Below are 21,116 nucleotides of genomic sequence, written 5' to 3'. Positions count from 1 at the left end.
AACTCCTCCTATTTGATTTGTTGATTGATTCCATACCAGACCAAATCGACCCGATCAGCTATCTGGGTCGTATCCTGGTAACACCATCCTGTTACATCCCGCCATGCACGTTCATCTTTTTCCAAAGGGACTATCCCTTTCGATATATCCGTCCCGATCAGTATGACCTTGTTTTCGGGGGCCGCGTCTTCCCAACACTGCCATTTGGCCAATTTTTCATCCCATCTTCTTCTGCATTCCTCGACATCCGTTTTAAGGAGGATTCCCTTGACCCAAAGTTCAATCCCTTCAAGGAACAGAAGTTTTTTTCTGAAGGGCGAGAGATCTTCCGGCAAATTTTCATTTTCATAGGACGATACCCATTGATAATCCAGGTGTCTTTCAATTCGGTAATAGTTTTTCACCCATGCTTTTTTGCCATTAAAGGCACCTCCTGTAATGAAGTGCATCGTCCACCCCTCCTAAGCATTTCCTTTTTAAAGATAAGCTCAAATCCATATCCATGTGGTACATTCCATTCCCAGAACTCCTTCTTGATTGGGGCAAAATCACTCAATAATAATCTGATCACGCCTCCATGTGTCACGACCGCAGCCCGTGAAGCCCTGTCATGCATCATATGTTTCAACACTCTCCCCCATCCAGCATGGACTCGATCTCGGAATTCTGTAAAATGTTCACCCTGTGGGGGAGAATGATTACCAGGATCCTTCAACCAATTTTCGTATTCGGTATGACCTCTCAAGTCAGAATAGGTCTTCCCTTCCCACTCCCCAAAGTTCATCTCTCGTAATTCGTATAAACTTATCTTTGCTTTGTTTGGAAACAGGAGTTCTGCGGTATGGACGCATCTTCCGGAATCACTTGAGAAAAGAAGGTTATATGACCGGGTCAATGGCAGGATGGATCTGGCCTCATCGAGACATAAAGGCGAGTCGGACCAACCAAGATACCCCCTTCGTTTATTCTCTTCGGTTAGAGCATGACGGAATAATGCAATAACCATAACGTCATCCATAACATCAATTCAACTCCTTCGACAGATGCACCTAAAACATCCCCTGTAATGCCGCCAAACCACTTACCTACTTTGGTGTGTAAGAAAGCGAAACCCATCACCGCGACGATAAGCATGATCATGAAAGTCAGGAGAGTTCTCATATCCACCAACGAAAGGGCTCCGATGATCAACAGCATATACACGGAATAAATCCCGAACAAAGAGGAGACCGCAGCATTTCTGAAATGATGTGCGAGTCCCTCTTCCTTAGCAGGTTCCACCATTATAAGAAGAATTCCCATCAGGCTTTTACTTAAGACTGGCAGGAAAGCGATCGCTAAATAGGATGTCAAAGTAAGCGTTGTTACAATTTCATAAATGAATAAAAATTTAGTGCTTAATAAAATGATGACAGAAAGAACCCCGAATGCTCCTACTCTCGGATCCTTCATGATTTCCAGGCGTTTTTCGATACTGCGATATGAAAAATAGGCATCACTCGCGTCCATCCAGCCATCAAGATGAATTCCGCCCGTCAGAAGGATCATCACAAGCCAAAGGAAAAATGCGATAGCAAGGCTTGAAAAGGGTGTCCAATGAACGAGAAAATAGACAAGAAAAGCATATATAAAGCCCTGAAACAAGCCTAACAACGGGAAGGTCCTTACAGCTTTCTCCAGGTGATCTTCATCCATTGGAACCTCTAACGGTATAGGTATCATCGTGAAAAATTGCAGATTGATGATAAAGCCTTTTATATACTTCACCTATACCTTCTCCTTGTCACAAATGATTGTTCTCAAAAGATCACAGTCGATATTTTCTCTCAAGTGTGCAGCCAGGGCATTATACCGATCTTCCTTTAAATCAGCAGCATAAATAGGAATCCTCTTTTCTATTCCTTTCTTTTCACGAATAAAGTTCAACCATGCATTCCTCCAGCCATCATTATGGAACAGATGATGCAGGTACGTTCCGATAACTGTTCCCTCACTATTGCAGTACCCATCAGTTTGGCCATTTTCGAGCTGGATGAAAAATTGATCCTTTTTGAAATGGACCGTCTTCCCTAAGTGGATTTCATAACCATTGACATGTAAGTTTACGTTGATGGAATTGGAGTTAATAGAGCCTTTGACCCTGATCGTCTCTTTGACCGGATGGAATACCGTTTCCGAAGGTATAAGGCCCAGTCCTTTAACTTTTTTGCCAATCACGCCGGTATCTGTCCCAGCTTCATCAATGATGGATTCACCTAACATTTGGTAGCCTCCGCAAATCCCGATAAGGATGCCGCCTTTTTCTGCAAAATCTTTTATAAGACCATCGAGGCCAGTGTCCTTCAAATACTGCAAGTCATTGATTGTACTCTTCGTGCCTGGAATGATGACTGCATCAGGGTTCCCGAACTCAGATATATGTTTGATCCATCGTACGGATACATCCGGTTCATATGTGAACGGTTCCAGGTCACTATAGTTGGAAACATAGGGGAGATATATGACGGCTAGATCGATCTCACTACCTTGGTGTTTGTTCATTTGCTCCTGCAAGGATAAGGAGTCTTCCCCATCGATCCCGTGATGATGGATATAGGGCAGTACACCTAGAACAGGTATTCCAGTCCGTTCCTCAAGCCATTGAATACCATCTCTGAACAAGCCTATATCTCCTCGGAATTTATTGATGATCAATCCTCGGACTCTTTTCCGTTCCTCGGGTGCTAGTAACTCAAGTGTTCCGATAATACTGGCGAAGATCCCTCCTCGATCGATGTCTGCGACCAACAGCACGGGTACATCCGCCATCTCAGCAACTTTCATGTTGACAAGTTCACGGTCTTTCAGATTGATCTCAACAGGACTTCCTGCACCTTCAATAACCACAATATCAAAGTGTCCTTCCAAATATTCAAGGGAGGAGCGGATTACTTCAATTCCTTTTTCATAAAACTGATCCCGATAACCAATCCCGGACATTGTTTCAAAGCTTTTTCCAAGAAGGACGATTTCTGACTGCTGATCAGATCGTGGTTTCAACAAGATCGGATTCATCCAAACAGAGGCTTCTGCTTTCGATGCTTCAGCCTGAACCCCCTGAGCCCTGCCGATTTCTTCACCATTAATGGTGACATATGAATTATTTGACATGTTTTGTGATTTGAATGGGGTAACCTTCCAGCCTTCATTCGCGAGTAAACGGCATAACCCTGTTGCAATCAAACTCTTCCCTACGTCTGAAGCTGTTCCCTGAATCATGATTCCCTTCATTAAGTCACCTCTTTCATTAAAATCGGCACACCAGACTCGACCAAAAATGCCTGATTTGCATTTGAGACGATATGTTGGTGCAAGATCCCTAACGTCTTTTTGTAAGTCAAGACAAGTTCGTTATTCTGTATCGGTTCGTTTAAAATTTCGTTGCTGACGATGATCAGTGAATGGCAGTTCTCTTTTAACTGTCCGATTCCGTCTATGATGGAATCAATCAACATGTTATCGGGAACTGCGTCCACGTCAAAGAGTTCATTATTCAAGAGGGTGGTCAAACAATCCAAAAGCAAGATATCCCTGGAAGTAAAGTTTTCAGCGAGTTTTCCAATATTCCTGGGTTGTTCCCATGTCTTCCCTATCTGGTCAGATTGTTGTCTATCCTGTCGATGCTTTTCAATACGCCTTTCCATCTCCAGGTCAGAACGTAACCCTGTCGCGATGTAATTGAGCGTTCCATTACTGGCAATCGCTCTTTCCGTAGCCATCTTTTCGGCAAAACTACTTTTGCCGCTGCGTACTCCGCCAGTAATGAAAATCATAGATGGTGTTTTCTCCATTGCTTCAACACCTCGATCAACCGATCATTTTCAGATGATTGTTTGATTCCAAAACGAAGCCATCTTCCATCCAATCCAGGAAAATTGAACGTGTGTCTTGGTACGATTCCATGTGTCAATAGATAACGGAGCAGCGATAACTGATCTTCAGTATCTGTATCTTTTAATAAATAAAAATTAACTTCAGAGGGTGAGTGCACATATCGTTCATTGCTGAAAAACGTAAACAGTTTATGACGTTCCTCGATTATGTAATTCCTTGTTTCGACCATAAAAGACCGGTTCTGTAAACAGATTTCCCCAGCAGCCAGTGCAGGGACGTTTACACTCCAATGTGTCTGGTAGCCCCCTATTCGTCGGATGACTTCCGGATGAGCGATCATATATCCTAATCTCAGGCCCGGTATCGCAAACATCTTCGTCATCGAACGGATGATGATCAGGTTCCGGAATTCCTCCACAAACGGGATGATCGGCTGATAGTTTGACAGCATGTCATAAAAGGCTTCATCCAATATGAATAGACACTCGGCTTCTTTACTGGCTTTAAGAAGTTCCATGATTGCTTCAGACTGATATTGGACGCCAGTAGGATTGTTCGGATTACATAGAAAAAGGGCATCTATTCCATCGAGTTTATTTCGAAGTGCTTTCACATCCAATTCCCAGCCGGGTGCATCAAGTTGGTGATAGTGGATCTTGCATTCGTTTATACTGCAGTTTTTCTCATATTCTGAGAATGTAGGATGAATGATCAAAACGTTTTTACCGCTTAACATCCTTGATACGAGACTGATCAGATCTGCACCACCATTTCCAATTAAGATCGTTTGTGGATCGACTTGTTCAATTTCCGATATATATTTTTTAAGTTCCGAGGCATCAGGGTCAGGATAATCTGTGATCCTATTGAAAATATCCATCCACCGTGCTTCCAATTCAGGTGGCGGACCAAGCGGGTTGATGTTGGCACTGAAGTCTATCAATCTCTTGGGGATTGGTAAATCGAGAGCTTCAAAAAGATATTTTGGATTAGAACCATGAGATGGCCAATTCAAACAAAGTCCCTCCTAACCATAAAACTAACAAAAATCCTAAAAGTGTTTTTTCCATGATGTTATTTGCATCTATAATATGATCTTTTGTCAAAGGTACGACCGTATCACCAATGACAGCCCGTCGGGATATGGTCCCGCCATAATAATTAGCACCGCCAAGTGAAACACCTAGCAACGCTGCTACAGCCGCTTCGCCCCAACCACTGTTCGGACTGGGATGCTTTTTCGCATCACGGATCAACACCCCCCAGGACGTTATTCTGGTGTGATGTTTTGGTTTATTGCAAATCAACATGACAAAAGCAGTGAATCTGCTCGGAATCCAGTTGACGATATCATCCATCCTGGCAGAAGCCCACCCGAATCGTTGATATCTTTCATTCCGGTATCCAACCATCGAGTCGCAGGTGTTGACAGCCCTGTAGACCATCGCGAAAGGAGCACCGCCAATCAGTGCCCAGAACAAAGGTGCGGTTATTCCATCACTTGTATTTTCAGCAACTGTTTCAACAGTTCCACGAGTGATTTCTCCCTCATCCAATGTTTTAGTATCACGGCCGACTATGTATGAAAGCTTTTTACGTGCTTTGTTGATATTGCCTTGTACAAGTGGTTGATGAACCTCCATCGCAGCCTGTTTCAAGCTCTTTCTGGCAATGGTTGTCGAGATGAGCACACCCTCTATCGTTACACCTATATATGGATTTACTTGATAAGAGAACCATACCAACAGGGTAGTGGTAGCGCCGACCGTCAATATAACAAAAAGGAGCATGATAACACCTTTTTGCAATCGGATCGATCCCTTATTCATTTTTGTGTCCAAATAGGCTACCAATCTTCCAATCCATCGGACGGGATGAGGCCACTCAGGGGGATCACCGACAAGTGCATCGATAACAAATGCAAGTGTAATTGCGTACAAGTGAGAGAGAATCATGACTGTTTCCTTTTTTCGTAGTTTTGAATCGCTTCTTTCGTACATTCGTACACTGCTTTACTGATCAGTTTCCCAAGTGGTGTGATCGTACCTGCAAATTCAAGCTTTTTTCCAGTTTGGGTAGCAGCGATCAAAATACTGTCAGTGGACGTCCCTGTTGCTAATGTTCCGCTTACTTTATCTGTCACCCCTTGGTCATGCAACACCTTGACTTTAGCCTCTGTGGCTGTCATCATGCTTTGGATGAAGGCTTCTTCTGTCATTTCACCATTTACGAATATCCATGTATTGATGGTTCCTGGCTGCATCTGAAAGTCATGCAGATAACTTTTAGAGGCGTCGATGGCGTTTCCTACTCCGGCTGTTATGATGACGAAAATGGAAAATCCATCTGTTTCATAAGGACGTAATGCTCCATCTTTCAACTGGACTGCTGTCATCATCCCCACAGTATCAGAAGGCTCAAATCCATGCTTTTTCAAATATTGAACCATTTCTTGCTTGTGGTCGCTGCAATCGTAATCAAGGCTGACATGCCTGTTGATAAAAATCTGATGCCAGCCTGTTCCAGATCCGACTACACCGGAAGACATCGTTTTTAATGGAATTGGAGTGCGTAATACGATTCGTTCATCGGATATGGTAACGAATGAGGAGTCGACATGGACTCCATCCCGCTTATTGGACGACTTTTTCGGAAGCAGAACCATTTGGGGTGCGGGAACTGTCGGATGAGGCTGCTTTTCGATCGTTGTTCGATAAACGGTCTGGATCCGTTCCTGCAGCAAGACTTCATTCGGCGTATGCTGGATATTGATGACACCCTTTTCCAATAACAACAGCCGATCACAATACAGTCCTGCCAGGTTCAAATCATGGAAAATTGATATGACCGTCAATCCCCGTTCCTCTGTCCACTGTTTCAACAAGTCCAACAGCTCTTTCTGAAAGGAAAGATCCAAGTGATTCGTCGGTTCATCCAACAATAAGATATCAGGTTCTTGCGCTAAAGCTTGAGCTAAAAATACTCGTTGACGTTCCCCGCCCGAAAGAGACTGGATATTTTTATCCTGAAATTCTGTAATCCCTGTTTGTTCCATCACTTTTTGGACGATGGATTCATCTTCTATGCTCCACGACTGGAACCAGCCTTTTTGATGTGCATACCTTCCTAGAGAAACCGTTTCTTTTACAGAATAAGAAAATCCTTGATCAGAGTGCTGCGGAAGGACTGCAATGATTTTCGCCAATTCTTTTGATGAGTAACTTTCTATAGGCCTTTCTTTGACGGAAACCGTTCCTTGTTGGAAGCAAAGGATTCCACTGATCATTTTCAGCAAGGTGGTCTTTCCACTCCCATTTGGACCTAGGACACCAAACATTTCCCCTTTTTCCACTTTAAAGGATATCTCTTTCAAAATGTTCGTATCGCCATATCCGCCTGATAAGTTTTCTACGTTTAGCATTCAACCACTTCTTTCCGTCCTTCGTTTGATTAAAATCAGTCCAAATACAGGTGCTCCTACTAGAGCTGTAATAACACCGATCGGAAGCTCAGTTGGTGAAATCACTGTCCTTGCAACAAGATCTGCAAGTATCAAGAACCCGCTTCCTGTTAAAATCGACAATGGCAATAAATGTTTATGGTCCGGCCCCCATAACAACCTTGTCAAATGTGGAATGACCAATCCGACAAATCCAATCGTCCCTGAAACTGCTACTGCTGCTCCCGTCAATATCGAACCAGCAGTCAACACAATCAACTTTCTTTGTTGAACATTCACTCCAAGATGATGAGCCCTTTCTTCACCGAATGACATCGCATTCAATTCATTTGCATTTATTAAAAGAATAGCTGAACCAATTATGAAGAATGGCAATATGATCTTTATGTATTCCCACCCTCTCATGGAAACACTTCCTAATAGCCATCCGATGATTTGCCTCAATTCATCTCCTGTCAACGCAATCATGAGGGAGATGAGCGCTCCAAGAAAGGAGCTGAAGATGATACCTGTCAAAATGATGGTCTCCACTTTCATAGAACGTTCGATTTTTCGCGCAAAACTGATGACAAGGAAAATCGTGATAAAGGAAAAGAGAATGCTCAACAAAGGCAGTGTAAAAGACCCGATGAATGGAATCGATAGTTGGAAAAAAAGCGTAATGACAGCCCCTACAGATGCACCTGATGATACACCTAGCGTGTATGGGTCGGCTAGAGGGTTCCTTAAAAGACCTTGGAAGGCTGCACCCGCTATAGCGAGGGCAGCACCTACAAGGCCGGCAAGAATTACTCTTGGAAGCCGGATATCCATGACAATGCTTGTGTACATCGCGTCGATCGAAGGGATCGTTAAGAACGGAAAAATTTCATGACCTACTATTTGAATGATCATAGAGGCAGGAACAGAAACGGTCCCGACTGAAATACCTAAAATGATTGAAATGAATAGAAAAGTAATTGCAGATAGATATGCTAGTATTCTATTATTTATTAAACGTTTCTGGATAAACCGCCTTTGCAACTTCTTCTACTCCTTCAACAAGTCTAGGCCCTGAGCGGGCTACAAGATCTGAATGAACGTCATAGACTTGTTTTTCTTTTATAGCCGTTATATCTTTCCATCCGTCTCTTGACAAAACTTGTTCTGCTGCATTTTCAGTATAATAGCCATACGTCGTGATAATGACATCCGGATTTTTCTCGACAACTGCTTCTTGATCGATTTTTGCCCAACCCTCTAAATCACCTGCTGCATTTTCTGCATTGATGATGGATAACATTTCATCCATGAATGTATTTTTTCCTGGAGTATATATATCTGGTGCAGGAGAAACCTCTATGAACACGGATTTTTTTTCTGAAATACTTTGGGCTTTTTCTTTAATTGCTTCTATTTCTTCTTTCATTTCACTTACGATTTGACCTGCTTCTTGTTGTTTTCCAGCTGCTTTCCCGATCATTTCAATAGATTCATAAACTTGATCGAAGTTTTGAGCTTCATTTACCACAAGTACTGGGATACCTGCATCTTTCAATTGCTGTAATCCTTCAGTTGAATTATGTGCACTTGATGCATGGGCTAATACTAAATCAGGTTTAAGAGAAATGATCTTTTCAATATTCAGCTCCTGACCGCCGATTTTTTCTTTGTCTGCCGTATCCTCTGGATAATTATCGAAGTCTGAGACCCCTACAATTTCTTCGCCAAGGCCTAATTCATAGGCTATTTCCGTGTTACTAGGGATAAGCGAAACGATCCTTTCAGGCTGTTCATCTATGACGACTTCTTCATCAAGGGCATCCTTTATGGTTAATGGATATGCCTCACCACCCTGATTACTTTCTTCACTTCCTTCATTAGAAGTGTTTTCATTAGCTGGCGTTTTGTCATCTCCACATCCAGCTACCAATCCGATTGATAATATTAACATGAGTATGAGCGATAGTAACTTGTTCATTTAAAAAAGCCTCCTTTTGATTGATGGAATAAAAAAACATCTCCACATAGAACATGGAGATGCCGAGAAATAGATTTTAAATTTAGAAATCTACCGATTGACACACCCCCTATCCGCGTAGGTTTTCAGTGCATACAGGTGTTGGCAGGTCTCCTGGCTCATGATCATCGCTCATTACGCCTTCCCGTACGATATACAGTGGCATTTTGCAGTGAACTCTCAATTACAGTGGCGGGACCGCGTTGGAATCTAACCAACTTCCCTTTCAAGTCTTCGTTTAAAAAGACACCAACTCTGTTATATGTATGAAATTTTCCGCTATGTTTGATTATACACTACAATCGCCGGCTATACGCAAGGTCTTTCTGAAAATAAATTTCATTATGAAAATAGGTTCTGTGTTGATATCTGCGAAATTCACTCCCTTTCCGAGGGCGATCCGCAAACCTCCTCGCTCAAGATTTAACAGAGCCTAAAAATAAAAACCCCTTGATCTGTTATATGTAAAAGAACACTTGATAGCTATTCACCGAAAATATCCCTTCTATGGTAAGCCTAGACTTAAGGTTGCTCTGAGAAAGAAGGGCTTTCAAGTTAATCATAAAAAGGTGTATAGACTCATGAAAGAATTGGAGATCAAATCGACTATACGAAAAAAGAGAACATATTTTGGTCAGCAACCTTCGGTAGTTTATCCAAACCGACTAAAGAGAGAATTTAAAGTGGATAAACCGAACAAAGTTTACGTAACGGACATTACATACATTCGAGTAGGAGATCGATTCTATCACTTTTCTGCGATCCAAGATTTATTTAACAATGAAATTGTAGCTTGGGAGTTGTCGCATCGAAATGACTTACCTCTTGTCATCAATACAGTAGCGTCTCTAAAAAAAGAAAGAGACGTGAGAGGAGCCATGATCCATTCAGATCAAGGGTTCCAATACACGTCTAAACACTACAGTAACCACATTGAGAACATGAGCATGGGTCGGCAGCCACTCTCGCAAAGGAAACTACATCGACAATGCTTGTATTGAGTCGTTCTTTTTACATCTCAAAGTGGAAACCTCTTATTTCACTCAGTGTAAAACAGCTGAAGAACTCAAGCAAACACTTGAAGAATACATTAACTTTTACAACCACAAACGATTCCCAAAACGATTAAACCAGTGTGCTCCAATAGAGTATCGGTCCACACTGGCTGCATAGTTTTTTCTCTACTGTCCACTTGACAGGGGTAAGTCCAGATCAGGGGCTTTTTACAATTCAGGTGTAGGAGTCGGTTCACCGAATCCATCCTTGTATTGTTCATCAATCATGGTACGGATTTCTTTGATCGATTTTCCGTCTTTATATTCCAACATCGACTTCACAGCAATATCCAGGCATGCTTTACACCTTGTTGCATGATCATCCCATACAAGCGAATCATCTTTCTTGTTCTCATGTATGAAACAATCGTAGTTGCTTTTATGGTTAGCTGATTCCCCGCAACCGCAATAGCAAGGTATGTTTTCAAGGAGCTCCTGATGCATGGCTGCAGCTCTGTATATATTTTGCATATCTTCAGATTTGTCATCCAAGAATGTTGGAACCACTTCTGCTGATTCCGTTCGTTGCCGTAAATCGCCATTTGATGCTTGATGCGAGCCTTCATGGTCCTCGTGTTCTTCATCAGAACAGGCACCTAAAAGCGGGATGCTAAGGATTAATACCAAGAATAAACTGCTGAATTTTTTCATTTCCATGTTCACTCCATTGTGTATTTTCACGTCTATCATAACACTATCTTTTCAATTGAGGGGAAAAAAATGTTTTATCTTTGTGACAGTCGATTTTACAGTTTCAAACTTTTGGATGAGAAAAATTTCTACTTATGAAGGATTTTTAGCCCCATAAATTAGAATAAAATTAGAAGGGATAAAGCTAAAAGGAGTGAGTTCGGTGCTATTTCACTTTCACTATTGGACACCACTTATAGAAAGCATGGAAAACTACTATGCTAAATTAGGATTTCGCGTTTCTCAACGAATTGGATAGCTTGACGGTGAGTTCCAGTTTCAATCCACATCTGAGATGGGAAGATTTTAGAGACAAAGACATCATGTTCAGAACTATTGAGATGAAAAAAGGTAAAGTAAATGTGACGTTTGGATATGGTAAACGACCTAGTTTCGACCACATTGGCTTTCTGATCACCAAGGATGAGCATGATGCTATTTGTGATCGAGCTAGTAAAATGGACTGGGGTGTGAAAATCGGTGAAAGACGAACGTTCTTATTATCTCCCTATGGATTTTCCATTGAACTACAAACGCATGAGGATGTCATTTACCAGAGGAACGATACTTCTTCTATCCAAAAAATGCGAATATCAACGAATCGAAATGGCCTTAAAACGATTTGACGTATCTCTTTCACAAAGATATTAATTCCATCGAAACTTCAATTGGTGATAAGACAGGCCTTGAAGTAGTTCAAATAACGAATCTAGATGAAAAGGAGTCAGAAGATCCGAATGGAGTTGCACTGAAGAATATCTAAGAATAAAAATCTCCAACAGGATGCCGGGTTGTATTTTGAGGGGCAAAAACCAACTTCGTCACGTATATCACAGCCCAAATAACGTAATGTGTCACAAAATAATTTGAAAAATAAATTCACAAGAAAAAGAGCTTGAAACCAAACTCTTTTTCTTGTTCTTGACGATTGTCCATTTATCTTTTGTGAAAATGAAAGATCACATAATTTTTAGTCCACATCTGACTTAGGACTGTTATTTCACCTACCATAAATAAATAGGCAACTAAGAGGGAATTTTCACTGTTAATCTACAATATTATATTTTTTCAAAAGCTCTTGTGCTTGTTTAATACCACCATCAGTTAAATAAACAGATTTTGAACGTTTGCTACCAACAATATATTTATCTTCATTTAATTCATTCAATGATTCAAAAGGATAACCCTTCCAACTCCTCTGTGCTTCTCCTAAACCATAATCATCTTTAAATGAAGTTAAATACAATAGCAATAATGTAAGTTCGTCAATTTGGTCTTTCATATTAAAAAACTCCCTTACTTTTTACCACTATTATAGATTAAGCCGTTAGTGTTATATAGCGCCGAATAATAAAGTTTAATCTCTCATTATTAATCACTTCATAAGCGCCACCGTTTGTTTAATAAAAATCAGTTTAAAATGCCCTTTCTTCCCTTTGGTTTCAAGGTACTGATTCTCTCCATTCCTGTCATGTTTGGTTTCGCACGTCTAATTAATGTTTGAGTAGTTTCAAGTGATAACGATGCTTGATGTGCATTTTCATTGCTCCACACTTCATAAACAAATACAGAATTTGGTTCCTCATCAGATATATTTACTAGATATATCTCGCATTCATCCAAATTCTGCATAGATCCTGCTGCCTCTAAAAGAATATTAACTAATGTGTCACGTTCACCTTATTTAACTGTGAACTTACCATACAATCCAAATTTACTCATATATCTTCTCCTTCATTATTGAATTTATTGATTTTTCCTGTTTCTTTCATTTATATAAATAATATTGCCTTCTATCACTATCTTGCCCATTAATTGAAGTGAAAGCCTTAACAATCTGCTTCATTAGTAAATTAAGCATTATGAAATTCTCTCAAAGTTTGTTGAGTATGATACATCCAATGAATAATGCCGAATTTAGATTTTATGCATCAAGAAAGAAAAGATAGCCATCGCTAAAAACAGTATAATTAAAATGGCTATAACAATACCAAATAACGTTTTTGTTATTTTGTGGTTCTCGATCTTTGGTATGGAGTATATGGTGGTGATAATTCCTATGATCACTAGTGGGATAAAGAATTCATCTTGCCCAGGATCGATGCCCTTAAAATACAATATGATAAGAAGTAGCGTAAGAAGAAAGGAAGTAATCGATAAAAGTGTATATCCCATTTTTCTTAATAAATTTCACCTCCACGTTAATAATTATCTGATCATTCATTCAATACCAATTATTTCAAATTTATTGATCTAACTCAATCATAAATTTCATATAAAGGAAACTTACCCTATTTTAGATAAGCCCCCGTTTGTTGAATTAAGAAAACTTAATTATGCCCTTCCATTTCCTTCCCTAAACCTTAAGAAATCTCACCGCCGTAAGTTGGAGAATCAGATACTGCTAATGCTGCTATTAAAGATAGACTCCCTATCAATATGTATCCAAGGGACCAAATGATTAATGTAAACATTAAAGGTGTTCTTTATAGCATCGCCTCAGTTTTGCCGACAATGAGAGAACAGCAATCAGGACATATAATTAATATCTCCTCACTTATGGGTCATAAGGTGATCCCAAATACAGCTGTATACAGTGCAACCAAATTTGCAGTCCGCGCTATTTCGGAAGGTCTGCGTCAAGAAGAGTCACCTAGTTCACATATCCGGATTACCAACATCTCACCAGATATGACAGATACAGGTATTCTCTCTGAGTATCAAAATTATCCTAGCATTTCTCCTTATAGTGTGGCTCGTTCAATTGCGTTCGCTATTAATGAACCTGAAGATACATGAGTTAATGAGATTGTAATTAGACAACGTCTTAGGTTGGTTAAGCTCTATTTATTATTCCGCTTTCAGGACGGCGATTACTTCTTTTGTTGCCTGTGCAATAAGCTTATCGTTATACTCCGTATCTTTTTTATCGCGACTGGATAGGATGGCAAGAATAATCGGCTTTCCTTCTGGCGGCCATATGATTGCAATGTCGTTTCTGGTTCCATATGATGCTGCCCCGGTTTTGTCTCCAACTTCCCAATCTTCGGGCACGCCAGCACGAATTAAGTTGTCTCCAGTCGTGTTCCGTTTAAGCCAATCGATTAAAATCGTCCGCTTCTCTTCTGGGAGCGCATCTCCGATAGTGAAAGCCTGAAGGTCGGCAGCAAGCGCTCTTGGTGTACTTGTATCATGCTTTTCTCCAGGTTCGACATTATTAAGCTCTGGTTCATATCGTTCCGGATTGGTCACATCATCCCCCATATCCCTAAGTGATTTTTCAAACCCATCAGGTCCCCCCAGTTGTTCAAGGATGAGGTTTGCAGCAGTATTGTCACTGTATCTGATAGCCGCATCGCAAAGCTCTTTTAGCGTCATTCCTGTATCAACATGCTTTTCTGTAATTGGTGTATAATTGACTAGATCATTACGGTTATAATGGATTCTCTGTTCAAGGTCGGTTATGGATTTTTGTTGTAACAGTACGCCTACAGCTAACGCTTTAAAAGTAGATGCATAGGCAAAACGTCCATCTGCCCGATACGTGACTGTTCGGTTTGTCCCGGTATCTAAAGCATATACGCCAATCCTCGCATCGAATTCATCCTCAAGTTTGGCAAGTTCATCTTTCAATGGGTTTTCTTGAATCTTTTGTTCAGGATGAGCAGGATGTTCGTCATTCTGTGAACAACCGACAAGCGTTATACATAAGAGAATCAAAAAGTAGTGGACAATTATCTTAACAGGCGTAACCGTGCATTTCATTATATATCAAATCCTTTCAGAAATTTTTGTTCCCCGCAACTCTATACAACTGAAATCCACCCGATCACTCTTGTAAAGATTTAAAAACGTTTCTCGCTTTCGGAATCACGTAACCGCTTCCGCCACGCTGTTTCACATCTTCAATCATCATTACCAGCAGAAGATTTGGCTCCCCTGTGTTGAAGCCGACAAACCATCCGTTTTCCGTCCCTGTTTTGTCCTCTTTGCTTTTCTTGATTTCGGCCGTACCAGACTTGCCCGCAATAGTCATTCCTGAGATAGAAGCACTGTGAGCAGTACCTTTCGGGTCTTCGACAACCTGGATTAAATCTTCTTTAATCAAGTTGGCAGTTTCCGGGCTGATAAGGTTCTCCTTCCATACTTTGCTTTCTTCATCTTTCATGAGATGAGGAGATACCATATCACCTTCATTCGCAAATGGAGTATAAATCAACGCTAAATGAAGAGGACTCATCATGACTTCACCCTGGCCATAAGCCGAATCTGCCAGATGTATTTCATGATCGATTCCGTCATTCGCAAGCTGAGAAGGCTTGATGAAATACGGAATGGGAAGTTCTTCACCGAATCCGAATGTCTCTGCTTCTTTAATAAAGCGATCTTTCCCAATCTCAAGGGCTTCTTGCGCAAAATAAATATTATCGGAATAAACGAATGCATCACGTAGATTCACCGACTCTATATCAGATACACGTGTCACATAGTAGCTTCCCCAAGAATTGTCCTTTGCCCAGTGAAGACCATCAATTTGTCTGGTATCGTCCGGTTCCGTAACACCATTTTCCAGCCCGATGGCTGCGGTGATCGTCTTGAACACGGATCCTGGTGCATAACGATTCGTGAATCGATTTAATAACGGTTTGTCAGGATCATTGCTCCATTCGTCCCATTGGTCGGATGTCAATCCCCGGACGAAAGCATTTGGATCATAGGAAGGTGAACTGACAAGAGATAAAATCGCCCCGGTTTTTGGATGGATTGCTGTTGCGGTTCCGGAATCTCCCTTGAATTGATTGAATATCCTTTGTTGAAGTTCAGCGTCAATGGTCAGCATGATGTCTTCTCCATTGACAGGTTCAGTTTTTGCCAACGTTTCTTTAAAGCTTCCGTCAGGTCGCACAATAAAAATATGGCCACCGTTCTTCCCCCTCAACTTTTCTTCAAAAATCTGTTCAAGCCCCTTTTTCCCGATCATGTCCCCTGATGAATACCCCTTATCCTTTAATTTACCAAGTTGTTCAGCACTGATTTCACGCACATATCCCGTCAGTTGTGCCGCTGAAGCCCCCATCGGGTAAGTACGTACGATTTTTTCCCGATATGTAACACCAGGAATTTCGGTATAGCGTTCAAGGTTCTTCTCTTTCATGGTCAACGTTGCGATCGGAACAAATAGATCAGACTCGACCCATGACGCATTTAACTTACCCTCAATTTGTTCGACAGATAGATCCAACAGTTTTGCCAATCTTGTTTTGCTATTCGCCGGATCATCCCCGAGCTCGCTTGGAATGATACCGACCACGTAAGCTACGCCATTTATAGCGAGACCTGTTCCGTTCTTGTCGAAAATTTCTCCTCGGGAGGCTTTTAATGTTTGTGCTACTACTCTTTCTCCTTCTTCTAATGATGGGAAAATAAGGGAAGGATCCCATTCCACGACCCATTCTTGATTCGACCCATTCTTGTCTTTCACCAACGTCACCTGATGGGTGGCATCGATAGGACCGGCCATCGTTTCCATTTTTATCGTATAAGAGAATGTCACAGAATCCCCATCAGGTTCCTCGTCGTCGTTTTGCTCATATAAGCCGTTTACCTGTAAATTCTCTATCTCGATTCCCTTGTAAATTTTCTGATAGCGCTCTACGAATTCTTTTTTAGTAATTCGGCTTTTGGATCCTTGTGAGAGGTGCTCATACATTTTTTTATAGTCCATTTCTCCCCAGTCAGAAAGATATTCATTAAGAATATCCTGTGGTGTTGCTTTATTTGAACATCCTGAAATAACAACAACTAAACCAATCAAGATTAACACTTTCCCATACCATTTCAATCCTTCCAACTCCTAACATTTAGTCAGATTACAAACGTAATTCAATCTTACACATGTAATCTTTCATTGTCAAACGAGGATTTGAAAAATTCATTAAGTTCATCAAACTACCAATGTTTAGATTGGTAAAATGATCTAAAGACTGTTCACTGGACAATAGACTTCACAGGAAAAAGCAAACAAACTATACTTATAGCAATTAAAGATTTAGAAATGGAGACGAATTTTATGTTCTTTACTTATTTTGTTGTAAGTTTGATCGTGTCTTCTTTTACTGTTGCAGTCATCCTGCTGATCAGGAAAGGGTTCAAGAAGCAATTATCAGCGAAATGGCAATATAATCTATGGTTTCTTTTGTTGATTGCACTGACGCTTCCTTTTATACCGAATGAATGGTTTGAGTTGGGAAATTATTTTACATTCGAGTTCAATCAGGGTAATGAAAAAGGTTATAGTGCTGCTTCTACTGGAGATCCAGCGTTGGAAAGAGGAAATTGGATGCAGGATTTTTCAGTGTCCGTCAACCGTTTTGATTTGACATTCCTAAATGAAATTTTAGCGAGCATTTGGATTATTGGAATAGTTGTAATGACTGTTCTGACAGTACGTTCATGGCTAATGCTGAAGAGGATAAAAAGCACATCAAATTGCATAAAAAATAAAAAAGTCATGGACTTATTCGGACAGTGCAAGCAACGTTTAAAAATAAGGGGCGATATAGTGGTTGGGGAATCACCGCTTATAAAATCACCGCTTACTTTCGGTCTTTTTAAGACCTATATTGTGCTACCAGAGCAGTTTGAAGAATGGTTGTCCATGGACGATATCGAATATATTTTTTTGCATGAATTGAATCATTATAAATATAAAGATATAGTAACGAACTACCTTATCGCCTTTTATCAAATTTTATACTGGTTCAACCCTTTTGTTTGGGTTGCTTTCAAAGAAATGAAACTGGACCGTGAAATCGCTTGTGACATTGCTGTCTTGAACGCTTTGAATAAGAACCGTCATACAGCATATGGGCATACGATTCTTAAGTTTGTTGACAAATCCACACGGTCACAGTGTTCCACGGTAGCAAACCAGCTGAACGATTCCAAGGAGCAAATAAAAAGACGAATCGAAATCATAGCCTCCTTTACAACTGAATCGAAGCTGTTGAAACTTAAAAGCGTCGTCATTTTCATACTTTTAGGTGTAGTGGTTACAGGTCAGGTTCCAGTCATTTCTGTCATGGCTCATGACGATCAACGGTACGATTTTGAAAGTGATCGGACCGAATTTGATCATCTGGACAAGTATTTTAACGGATATGAAGGATCCTTTGTACTATATGATTTGCAAGCTGATCAATATCGTATCTATAATGAAAACAAAAGCACATTACGTGTTTCTCCCGATTCTACCTACAAGATCTATAGTGCACTGTTTGCCCTGGAGTCGAACGTTATAACAAGTGAACGTTCAACAATGAAATGGAATGGTAAGCAATATCCTTATGAATCTTGGAATATGGATCAAAACTTATCTACAGCGTTAAAAAATTCAGTGAACTGGTATTTCCAAGGACTGGATCAGAAAGTCGGCAGAGAGAAACTCCATGCTTATTTCAAACAAATCGGCTATGGAAATTCCAATCTTTCTGGCGGACTATCCGAATATTGGTTGGAATCTTCCTTAAAGATTTCTCCAATCGAACAGGTGCAACTCCTCAAAGCGTTTTATACAAATGAACCTGGCTATAAGGATCATAATGTTCGAACCGTTAAAGAGGCGATGAAATTAGAGGAAAAAGGTGATGCAACCCTCTTCGGAAAAACCGGTTCAGGAAGTGTCAATGGGAAAAATATCAACGGCTGGTTCATCGGATTTGTAGAGACCAACGAAACCACTTATTTCTTTGCAACGAATATACAAAGTGAAAATGATTCTTATGGAAGCAAGGCGGCAATGATCACGAAATCTATCTTGAACGATAAAGCGATCTATTAGATAACCGTATAAATAAAGCAAAAGGAGGATGAATTATGTCAAAAGAAGTACCAAGTATATCAGAAGCTGAATGGGAAGTCATGAACGTACTTTGGAATAAGGCTCCTTTAACAGCCAATGAAGTCATTTCCTCCTTGCAGGAGCAAAAAGACTGGAAACCAAAAACCGTACGCACATTGTTGGATCGTCTGACCAAAAAAAAGGTGGTCGGGGTAAATAAAAATCAGAAAGTCTATACCTTTTTCCCTTATTATTCACAGGATGAATGTCAGCGTGCAGAGGCACAGTCCTTTATCAATCGAATTTATGGTGGCACAGTGAAGTCGATGCTTGTGCAGTTCATACAGGAGGAATCTTTGTCAGAAGATGACATTAAAGAATTACGCTCCATTTTGGATGAAAAACCTAGCAAATGAGGTTTTGGCTAGCAAAATTCAGGCTATTATCTAAAAGATTGCTGCTATTGAGAAAAGGCGTAACCGATGCTTATCGGAGTACGCCTTTTTATCGAGCAGGTTATTCCATTGATATGAACGAAACTGTCAACCCACCACACACAAATGTTTTAAATGGTGTTTTATTCAGCAATGAATAGAGTTATTCCTTGTTCAACTTACAAACCAAATTTCCTTTCGGATTTAGCTTGTCAAGTGCGCACTTTCCCTTGATAAGCTAAATCCGAAATGGATACAATCCTAAAAGTTGAATAAGGATAACCTTAAAAACTTGGCACGAAGGCAAAAACGCTGACGGTGGTATACAAACTGATATGCGTGGGTTGGGTACCACATTTCACTCCATCCGTCACGGAGCTGCCTCGGACTAAAGGCGCACGTTCAGTTCTTCGAACCTAGTGCATAATGGAACATGAGGGTTCTCCTTCCCGGAGATTTGCCTCCGAGCCAAATTTTCAATCTCAATTAACCAATAAAATTTAAGGACAAATAGTTACGACTTATATTGAATTACTTTTACTTTCCTTAGGCAACACTTGATTTACTTTCCTGTTTATTCTCTATAGCACAGCCGATAGCCCAGATAAAACCAAGCAATTCTCTAGCGACAGCAACAACAGCTACTTTTCCACCTTTTCCTTTAGCAGAGATGCGATGATATTTCATATGAAGACGGTGTTGAGCCTTCCAAGCAATACGTTTTGCCTCTGGATCTTGTCCTTCTTGACGTTTAAGCAATTCACCTTTAAGAGATGGTCGATGGCGATAAGACCAACAAACTTCTACTATGGAACGACGAATTTGGGAGTTTCCGGTTTTAGTAATTGAACCTTGCCAACGACTAGACCCACTCGAGTATTCTTTAGGGACGAGACCTGCATATGACATCAGTTGTCTTGGATTGGAAAAGCGAGAGAATTGTCCAATTTCAGCTACCAAAGTAACGGCAGTTACTTCTGCAACTCCTCTTAATGTTTGGAGTGCTTGAATGACGGGAGCATGTTCACTTTGAATCGCTTCTTCATGTATTTGAGCTTCTAGTCGTTTCATACGCTCCTCAACTTCATAAATGGCATGGAGATATTCTTGAAAAACAATACGTTGAGAAGCTCTTTCAAATGTTAATCGTTTCAACCATTCACGATGTTTTACGGACCAATTTCGAACTCCTTGCGGAGGACGTATTTCATGGCGAAGTAAAAAGTGCATAAGTCTCTGACGAGAACTTTGTAAATCCTCTCGGGCATCATGCCGAGCACGGATTAAATCTCTAAGTGCTTCATGATCTTCATCTGGTACCCATACAGAAGTAAGCTCTCCAGCACGAAGCAACTGAGCTAATCTAGTAGAATCTCTTTTATCTGTTTTCACACGATCACCCGAACGCTTTGGTATAAGAGAGGGTGCCACAACCATACATTCAATGTCCATAGATAGAAGTAATCGATAAATTCCATACCCAGTAGGTCCTGCCTCATAACAAACAAGTAGATTTTCATGATTTCCTAACTTTTTCATTAGTTTACGAATATCTTCTGGTTTATTTTGAATAGTTCCATGAAATCTAGGTTCACCACGACCAGAATCAGCAATCGCAACAGCAATAGTATCTTTAGATACGTCTAAACCAACAAATTTTTGTACATCCTTCATAATATCGGCTCCTTTTCGTGTGTAGCTCTACACTTGGTTATTTATTTAGGTAGTAACATTATGACCAAGTGCAACCTACGTTAAGCGATGG

The 21,116-nt window shown here is 40.5% G+C and carries 21 protein-coding genes, 1 pseudogene and 1 riboswitch; of the genes and pseudogenes, 6 read left to right on the top strand and 16 right to left on the bottom strand.

The window, feature by feature from the left end:
* Positions 1–8 precede the first annotated feature (8 nt).
* From ACJROX_RS16805 to ACJROX_RS16760, 10 genes are read right to left on the bottom strand one after another with little or no spacing between them, the layout of a single operon-like run.
* The gene (locus tag ACJROX_RS16805) at positions 9–449 is read right to left on the bottom strand and encodes a bifunctional adenosylcobinamide kinase/adenosylcobinamide-phosphate guanylyltransferase (protein ID WP_408006360.1); all 441 of its coding nucleotides are present in this window, start codon (positions 447–449) and stop codon (positions 9–11) included.
* A complete protein-coding gene (locus ACJROX_RS16800; RefSeq protein WP_408006359.1) occupies positions 401–1,018 on the bottom strand; it encodes a histidine phosphatase family protein in 618 nt (205 codons plus the stop codon). The genes ACJROX_RS16805 and ACJROX_RS16800 overlap by 49 nt, the downstream gene beginning before the upstream one ends.
* On the bottom strand, positions 976–1,767 hold the full coding sequence (gene cobS / locus ACJROX_RS16795) for an adenosylcobinamide-GDP ribazoletransferase (protein ID WP_408006358.1): 792 nt from the start codon (positions 1,765–1,767) through the stop codon (positions 976–978). Before cobS ends, ACJROX_RS16800 begins: the two co-directional genes overlap by 43 nt.
* Complete coding sequence (locus ACJROX_RS16790) at positions 1,768–3,270, bottom strand: cobyric acid synthase (RefSeq protein ID WP_408006357.1); 1,503 nt, start codon at positions 3,268–3,270, stop codon at positions 1,768–1,770. It abuts the gene before it with no gap.
* Positions 3,270–3,830, bottom strand: coding sequence for a bifunctional adenosylcobinamide kinase/adenosylcobinamide-phosphate guanylyltransferase (locus ACJROX_RS16785; protein WP_408006356.1), 561 nt, complete (start codon positions 3,828–3,830; stop codon positions 3,270–3,272). Before ACJROX_RS16785 ends, ACJROX_RS16790 begins: the two co-directional genes overlap by 1 nt.
* Positions 3,809–4,888: a threonine-phosphate decarboxylase CobD gene (gene cobD / locus ACJROX_RS16780; protein ID WP_408006355.1), complete on the bottom strand. Its 1,080-nt coding sequence runs from the start codon at positions 4,886–4,888 to the stop codon at positions 3,809–3,811. Before cobD ends, ACJROX_RS16785 begins: the two co-directional genes overlap by 22 nt.
* Entirely contained in the window at positions 4,863–5,873 is a 1,011-nt protein-coding gene (gene cbiB / locus ACJROX_RS16775) for an adenosylcobinamide-phosphate synthase CbiB (protein WP_408006354.1), read from the bottom strand. The genes cobD and cbiB overlap by 26 nt, the downstream gene beginning before the upstream one ends.
* On the bottom strand, positions 5,825–7,294 hold the full coding sequence (locus tag ACJROX_RS16770; RefSeq protein ID WP_408006353.1) for an adenosylcobinamide amidohydrolase: 1,470 nt from the start codon (positions 7,292–7,294) through the stop codon (positions 5,825–5,827). Before ACJROX_RS16770 ends, cbiB begins: the two co-directional genes overlap by 49 nt.
* A complete protein-coding gene (locus tag ACJROX_RS16765; protein WP_408006352.1) occupies positions 7,295–8,356 on the bottom strand; it encodes a FecCD family ABC transporter permease in 1,062 nt (353 codons plus the stop codon).
* Positions 8,319–9,293, bottom strand: a complete 975-nt coding sequence (locus tag ACJROX_RS16760) for an ABC transporter substrate-binding protein (protein WP_408006351.1) — start codon at positions 9,291–9,293, stop codon at positions 8,319–8,321. Before ACJROX_RS16760 ends, ACJROX_RS16765 begins: the two co-directional genes overlap by 38 nt.
* Positions 9,294–9,418: 125 nt before the next feature.
* A riboswitch (cobalamin riboswitch) is annotated at positions 9,419–9,601 on the bottom strand.
* Positions 9,602–9,808: 207 nt separating this feature from the next.
* On the opposite strand from ACJROX_RS16760, the gene ACJROX_RS16755 reads away from it, so the two are divergent.
* Both ACJROX_RS16755 and ACJROX_RS16750 read left to right on the top strand, forming a co-directional pair.
* On the top strand, positions 9,809–10,333 hold the full coding sequence (locus ACJROX_RS16755; RefSeq protein WP_408006350.1) for a DDE-type integrase/transposase/recombinase: 525 nt from the start codon (positions 9,809–9,811) through the stop codon (positions 10,331–10,333).
* On the top strand, positions 10,314–10,505 hold the full coding sequence (locus ACJROX_RS16750) for an IS3 family transposase (protein WP_408011689.1): 192 nt from the start codon (positions 10,314–10,316) through the stop codon (positions 10,503–10,505). Before ACJROX_RS16755 ends, ACJROX_RS16750 begins: the two co-directional genes overlap by 20 nt.
* A gap of 50 nt (positions 10,506–10,555) precedes the next feature.
* Here ACJROX_RS16750 and ACJROX_RS16745 read toward each other — a convergent pair whose 3' ends face one another.
* Positions 10,556–11,068: a PCYCGC motif-containing (lipo)protein gene (locus ACJROX_RS16745; protein ID WP_408006349.1), complete on the bottom strand. Its 513-nt coding sequence runs from the start codon at positions 11,066–11,068 to the stop codon at positions 10,556–10,558.
* A 332-nt stretch (positions 11,069–11,400) separates the two neighbouring features.
* Between ACJROX_RS16745 and ACJROX_RS16740 the strand changes: the two genes are divergently transcribed.
* Positions 11,401–11,703 carry a hypothetical protein gene (locus tag ACJROX_RS16740; RefSeq protein WP_408006348.1) on the top strand — a complete coding sequence of 101 codons (303 nt, stop codon included), beginning with the start codon at positions 11,401–11,403 and terminating at the stop codon, positions 11,701–11,703.
* Positions 11,704–12,122: 419 nt separating this feature from the next.
* Here ACJROX_RS16740 and ACJROX_RS16735 read toward each other — a convergent pair whose 3' ends face one another.
* Both ACJROX_RS16735 and ACJROX_RS16730 read right to left on the bottom strand, forming a co-directional pair.
* Entirely contained in the window at positions 12,123–12,359 is a 237-nt protein-coding gene (locus ACJROX_RS16735) for a DUF6429 family protein (RefSeq protein WP_408006347.1), read from the bottom strand.
* A 128-nt stretch (positions 12,360–12,487) separates the two neighbouring features.
* Positions 12,488–12,745 (bottom strand): annotated as a pseudogene (locus ACJROX_RS16730) (putative quinol monooxygenase); the annotation flags it as partial.
* 771 nt (positions 12,746–13,516) lie between these two features.
* Between ACJROX_RS16730 and ACJROX_RS16725 the strand changes: the two are divergent.
* Entirely contained in the window at positions 13,517–13,876 is a 360-nt protein-coding gene (locus tag ACJROX_RS16725; protein WP_408006346.1) for an SDR family oxidoreductase, read from the top strand.
* A 51-nt stretch (positions 13,877–13,927) separates the two neighbouring features.
* Here the strand turns inward: ACJROX_RS16725 and bla are convergent, their stop codons facing one another.
* Entirely contained in the window at positions 13,928–14,842 is a 915-nt protein-coding gene (bla, locus tag ACJROX_RS16720; protein ID WP_408006345.1) for a class A beta-lactamase, read from the bottom strand.
* A 64-nt stretch (positions 14,843–14,906) separates the two neighbouring features.
* Entirely contained in the window at positions 14,907–16,919 is a 2,013-nt protein-coding gene (locus tag ACJROX_RS16715; RefSeq protein WP_408006344.1) for a penicillin-binding transpeptidase domain-containing protein, read from the bottom strand.
* A gap of 213 nt (positions 16,920–17,132) precedes the next feature.
* On the opposite strand from ACJROX_RS16715, the gene ACJROX_RS16710 reads away from it, so the two are divergent.
* On the top strand, positions 17,133–18,917 hold the full coding sequence (locus ACJROX_RS16710) for a BlaR1 family beta-lactam sensor/signal transducer (protein ID WP_408006343.1): 1,785 nt from the start codon (positions 17,133–17,135) through the stop codon (positions 18,915–18,917).
* Positions 18,918–18,952: 35 nt separating this feature from the next.
* The gene (gene blaI / locus ACJROX_RS16705; RefSeq protein ID WP_408006342.1) at positions 18,953–19,333 is read left to right on the top strand and encodes a penicillinase repressor BlaI; all 381 of its coding nucleotides are present in this window, start codon (positions 18,953–18,955) and stop codon (positions 19,331–19,333) included.
* Positions 19,334–19,897: 564 nt separating this feature from the next.
* Here the strand turns inward: blaI and ACJROX_RS16700 are convergent.
* Positions 19,898–21,025 (bottom strand): IS110 family transposase, encoded by a 1,128-nt coding sequence (locus tag ACJROX_RS16700; RefSeq protein WP_408006341.1) that lies wholly within the window; start codon positions 21,023–21,025, stop codon positions 19,898–19,900.
* Positions 21,026–21,116 lie beyond the last annotated feature (91 nt).

Source organism: Pseudalkalibacillus sp. A8, from assembly GCF_045920555.1.
Lineage (GTDB): Bacteria > Bacillota > Bacilli > Bacillales > Fictibacillaceae > Pseudalkalibacillus.
Note: the sequence above shows the minus strand (reverse complement) of the source record. Positions and strands in the feature narration are given on the sequence as shown.

Bases quoted from the DNA above. Each gene is read 5' to 3' on its own strand.
- ACJROX_RS16805 (WP_408006360.1), bottom strand. From the start codon at position 449: ATGCACTTCATTACAGGAGGTGCCTTTAATGGCAAAAAAGCATGGGTG.
- ACJROX_RS16800 (WP_408006359.1), bottom strand. From the start codon at position 1,018: ATGGATGACGTTATGGTTATTGCATTATTCCGTCATGCTCTAACCGAA.
- ACJROX_RS16790 (WP_408006357.1), bottom strand. From the start codon at position 3,270: ATGAAGGGAATCATGATTCAGGGAACAGCTTCAGACGTAGGGAAGAGT.
- ACJROX_RS16785 (WP_408006356.1), bottom strand. From the start codon at position 3,830: ATGGAGAAAACACCATCTATGATTTTCATTACTGGCGGAGTACGCAGC.
- cbiB (WP_408006354.1), bottom strand. From the start codon at position 5,873: ATGTACGAAAGAAGCGATTCAAAACTACGAAAAAAGGAAACAGTCATG.
- ACJROX_RS16770 (WP_408006353.1), bottom strand. From the start codon at position 7,294: ATGCTAAACGTAGAAAACTTATCAGGCGGATATGGCGATACGAACATT.
- ACJROX_RS16760 (WP_408006351.1), bottom strand. From the start codon at position 9,293: ATGAACAAGTTACTATCGCTCATACTCATGTTAATATTATCAATCGGA.
- ACJROX_RS16740 (WP_408006348.1), top strand. From the start codon at position 11,401: ATGTTCAGAACTATTGAGATGAAAAAAGGTAAAGTAAATGTGACGTTT.
- ACJROX_RS16735 (WP_408006347.1), bottom strand. From the start codon at position 12,359: ATGAAAGACCAAATTGACGAACTTACATTATTGCTATTGTATTTAACT.
- ACJROX_RS16725 (WP_408006346.1), top strand. From the start codon at position 13,517: ATGTATCCAAGGGACCAAATGATTAATGTAAACATTAAAGGTGTTCTT.
- bla (WP_408006345.1), bottom strand. From the start codon at position 14,842: ATGAAATGCACGGTTACGCCTGTTAAGATAATTGTCCACTACTTTTTG.
- ACJROX_RS16710 (WP_408006343.1), top strand. From the start codon at position 17,133: ATGGAGACGAATTTTATGTTCTTTACTTATTTTGTTGTAAGTTTGATC.
- blaI (WP_408006342.1), top strand. From the start codon at position 18,953: ATGTCAAAAGAAGTACCAAGTATATCAGAAGCTGAATGGGAAGTCATG.
- ACJROX_RS16700 (WP_408006341.1), bottom strand. From the start codon at position 21,025: ATGAAGGATGTACAAAAATTTGTTGGTTTAGACGTATCTAAAGATACT.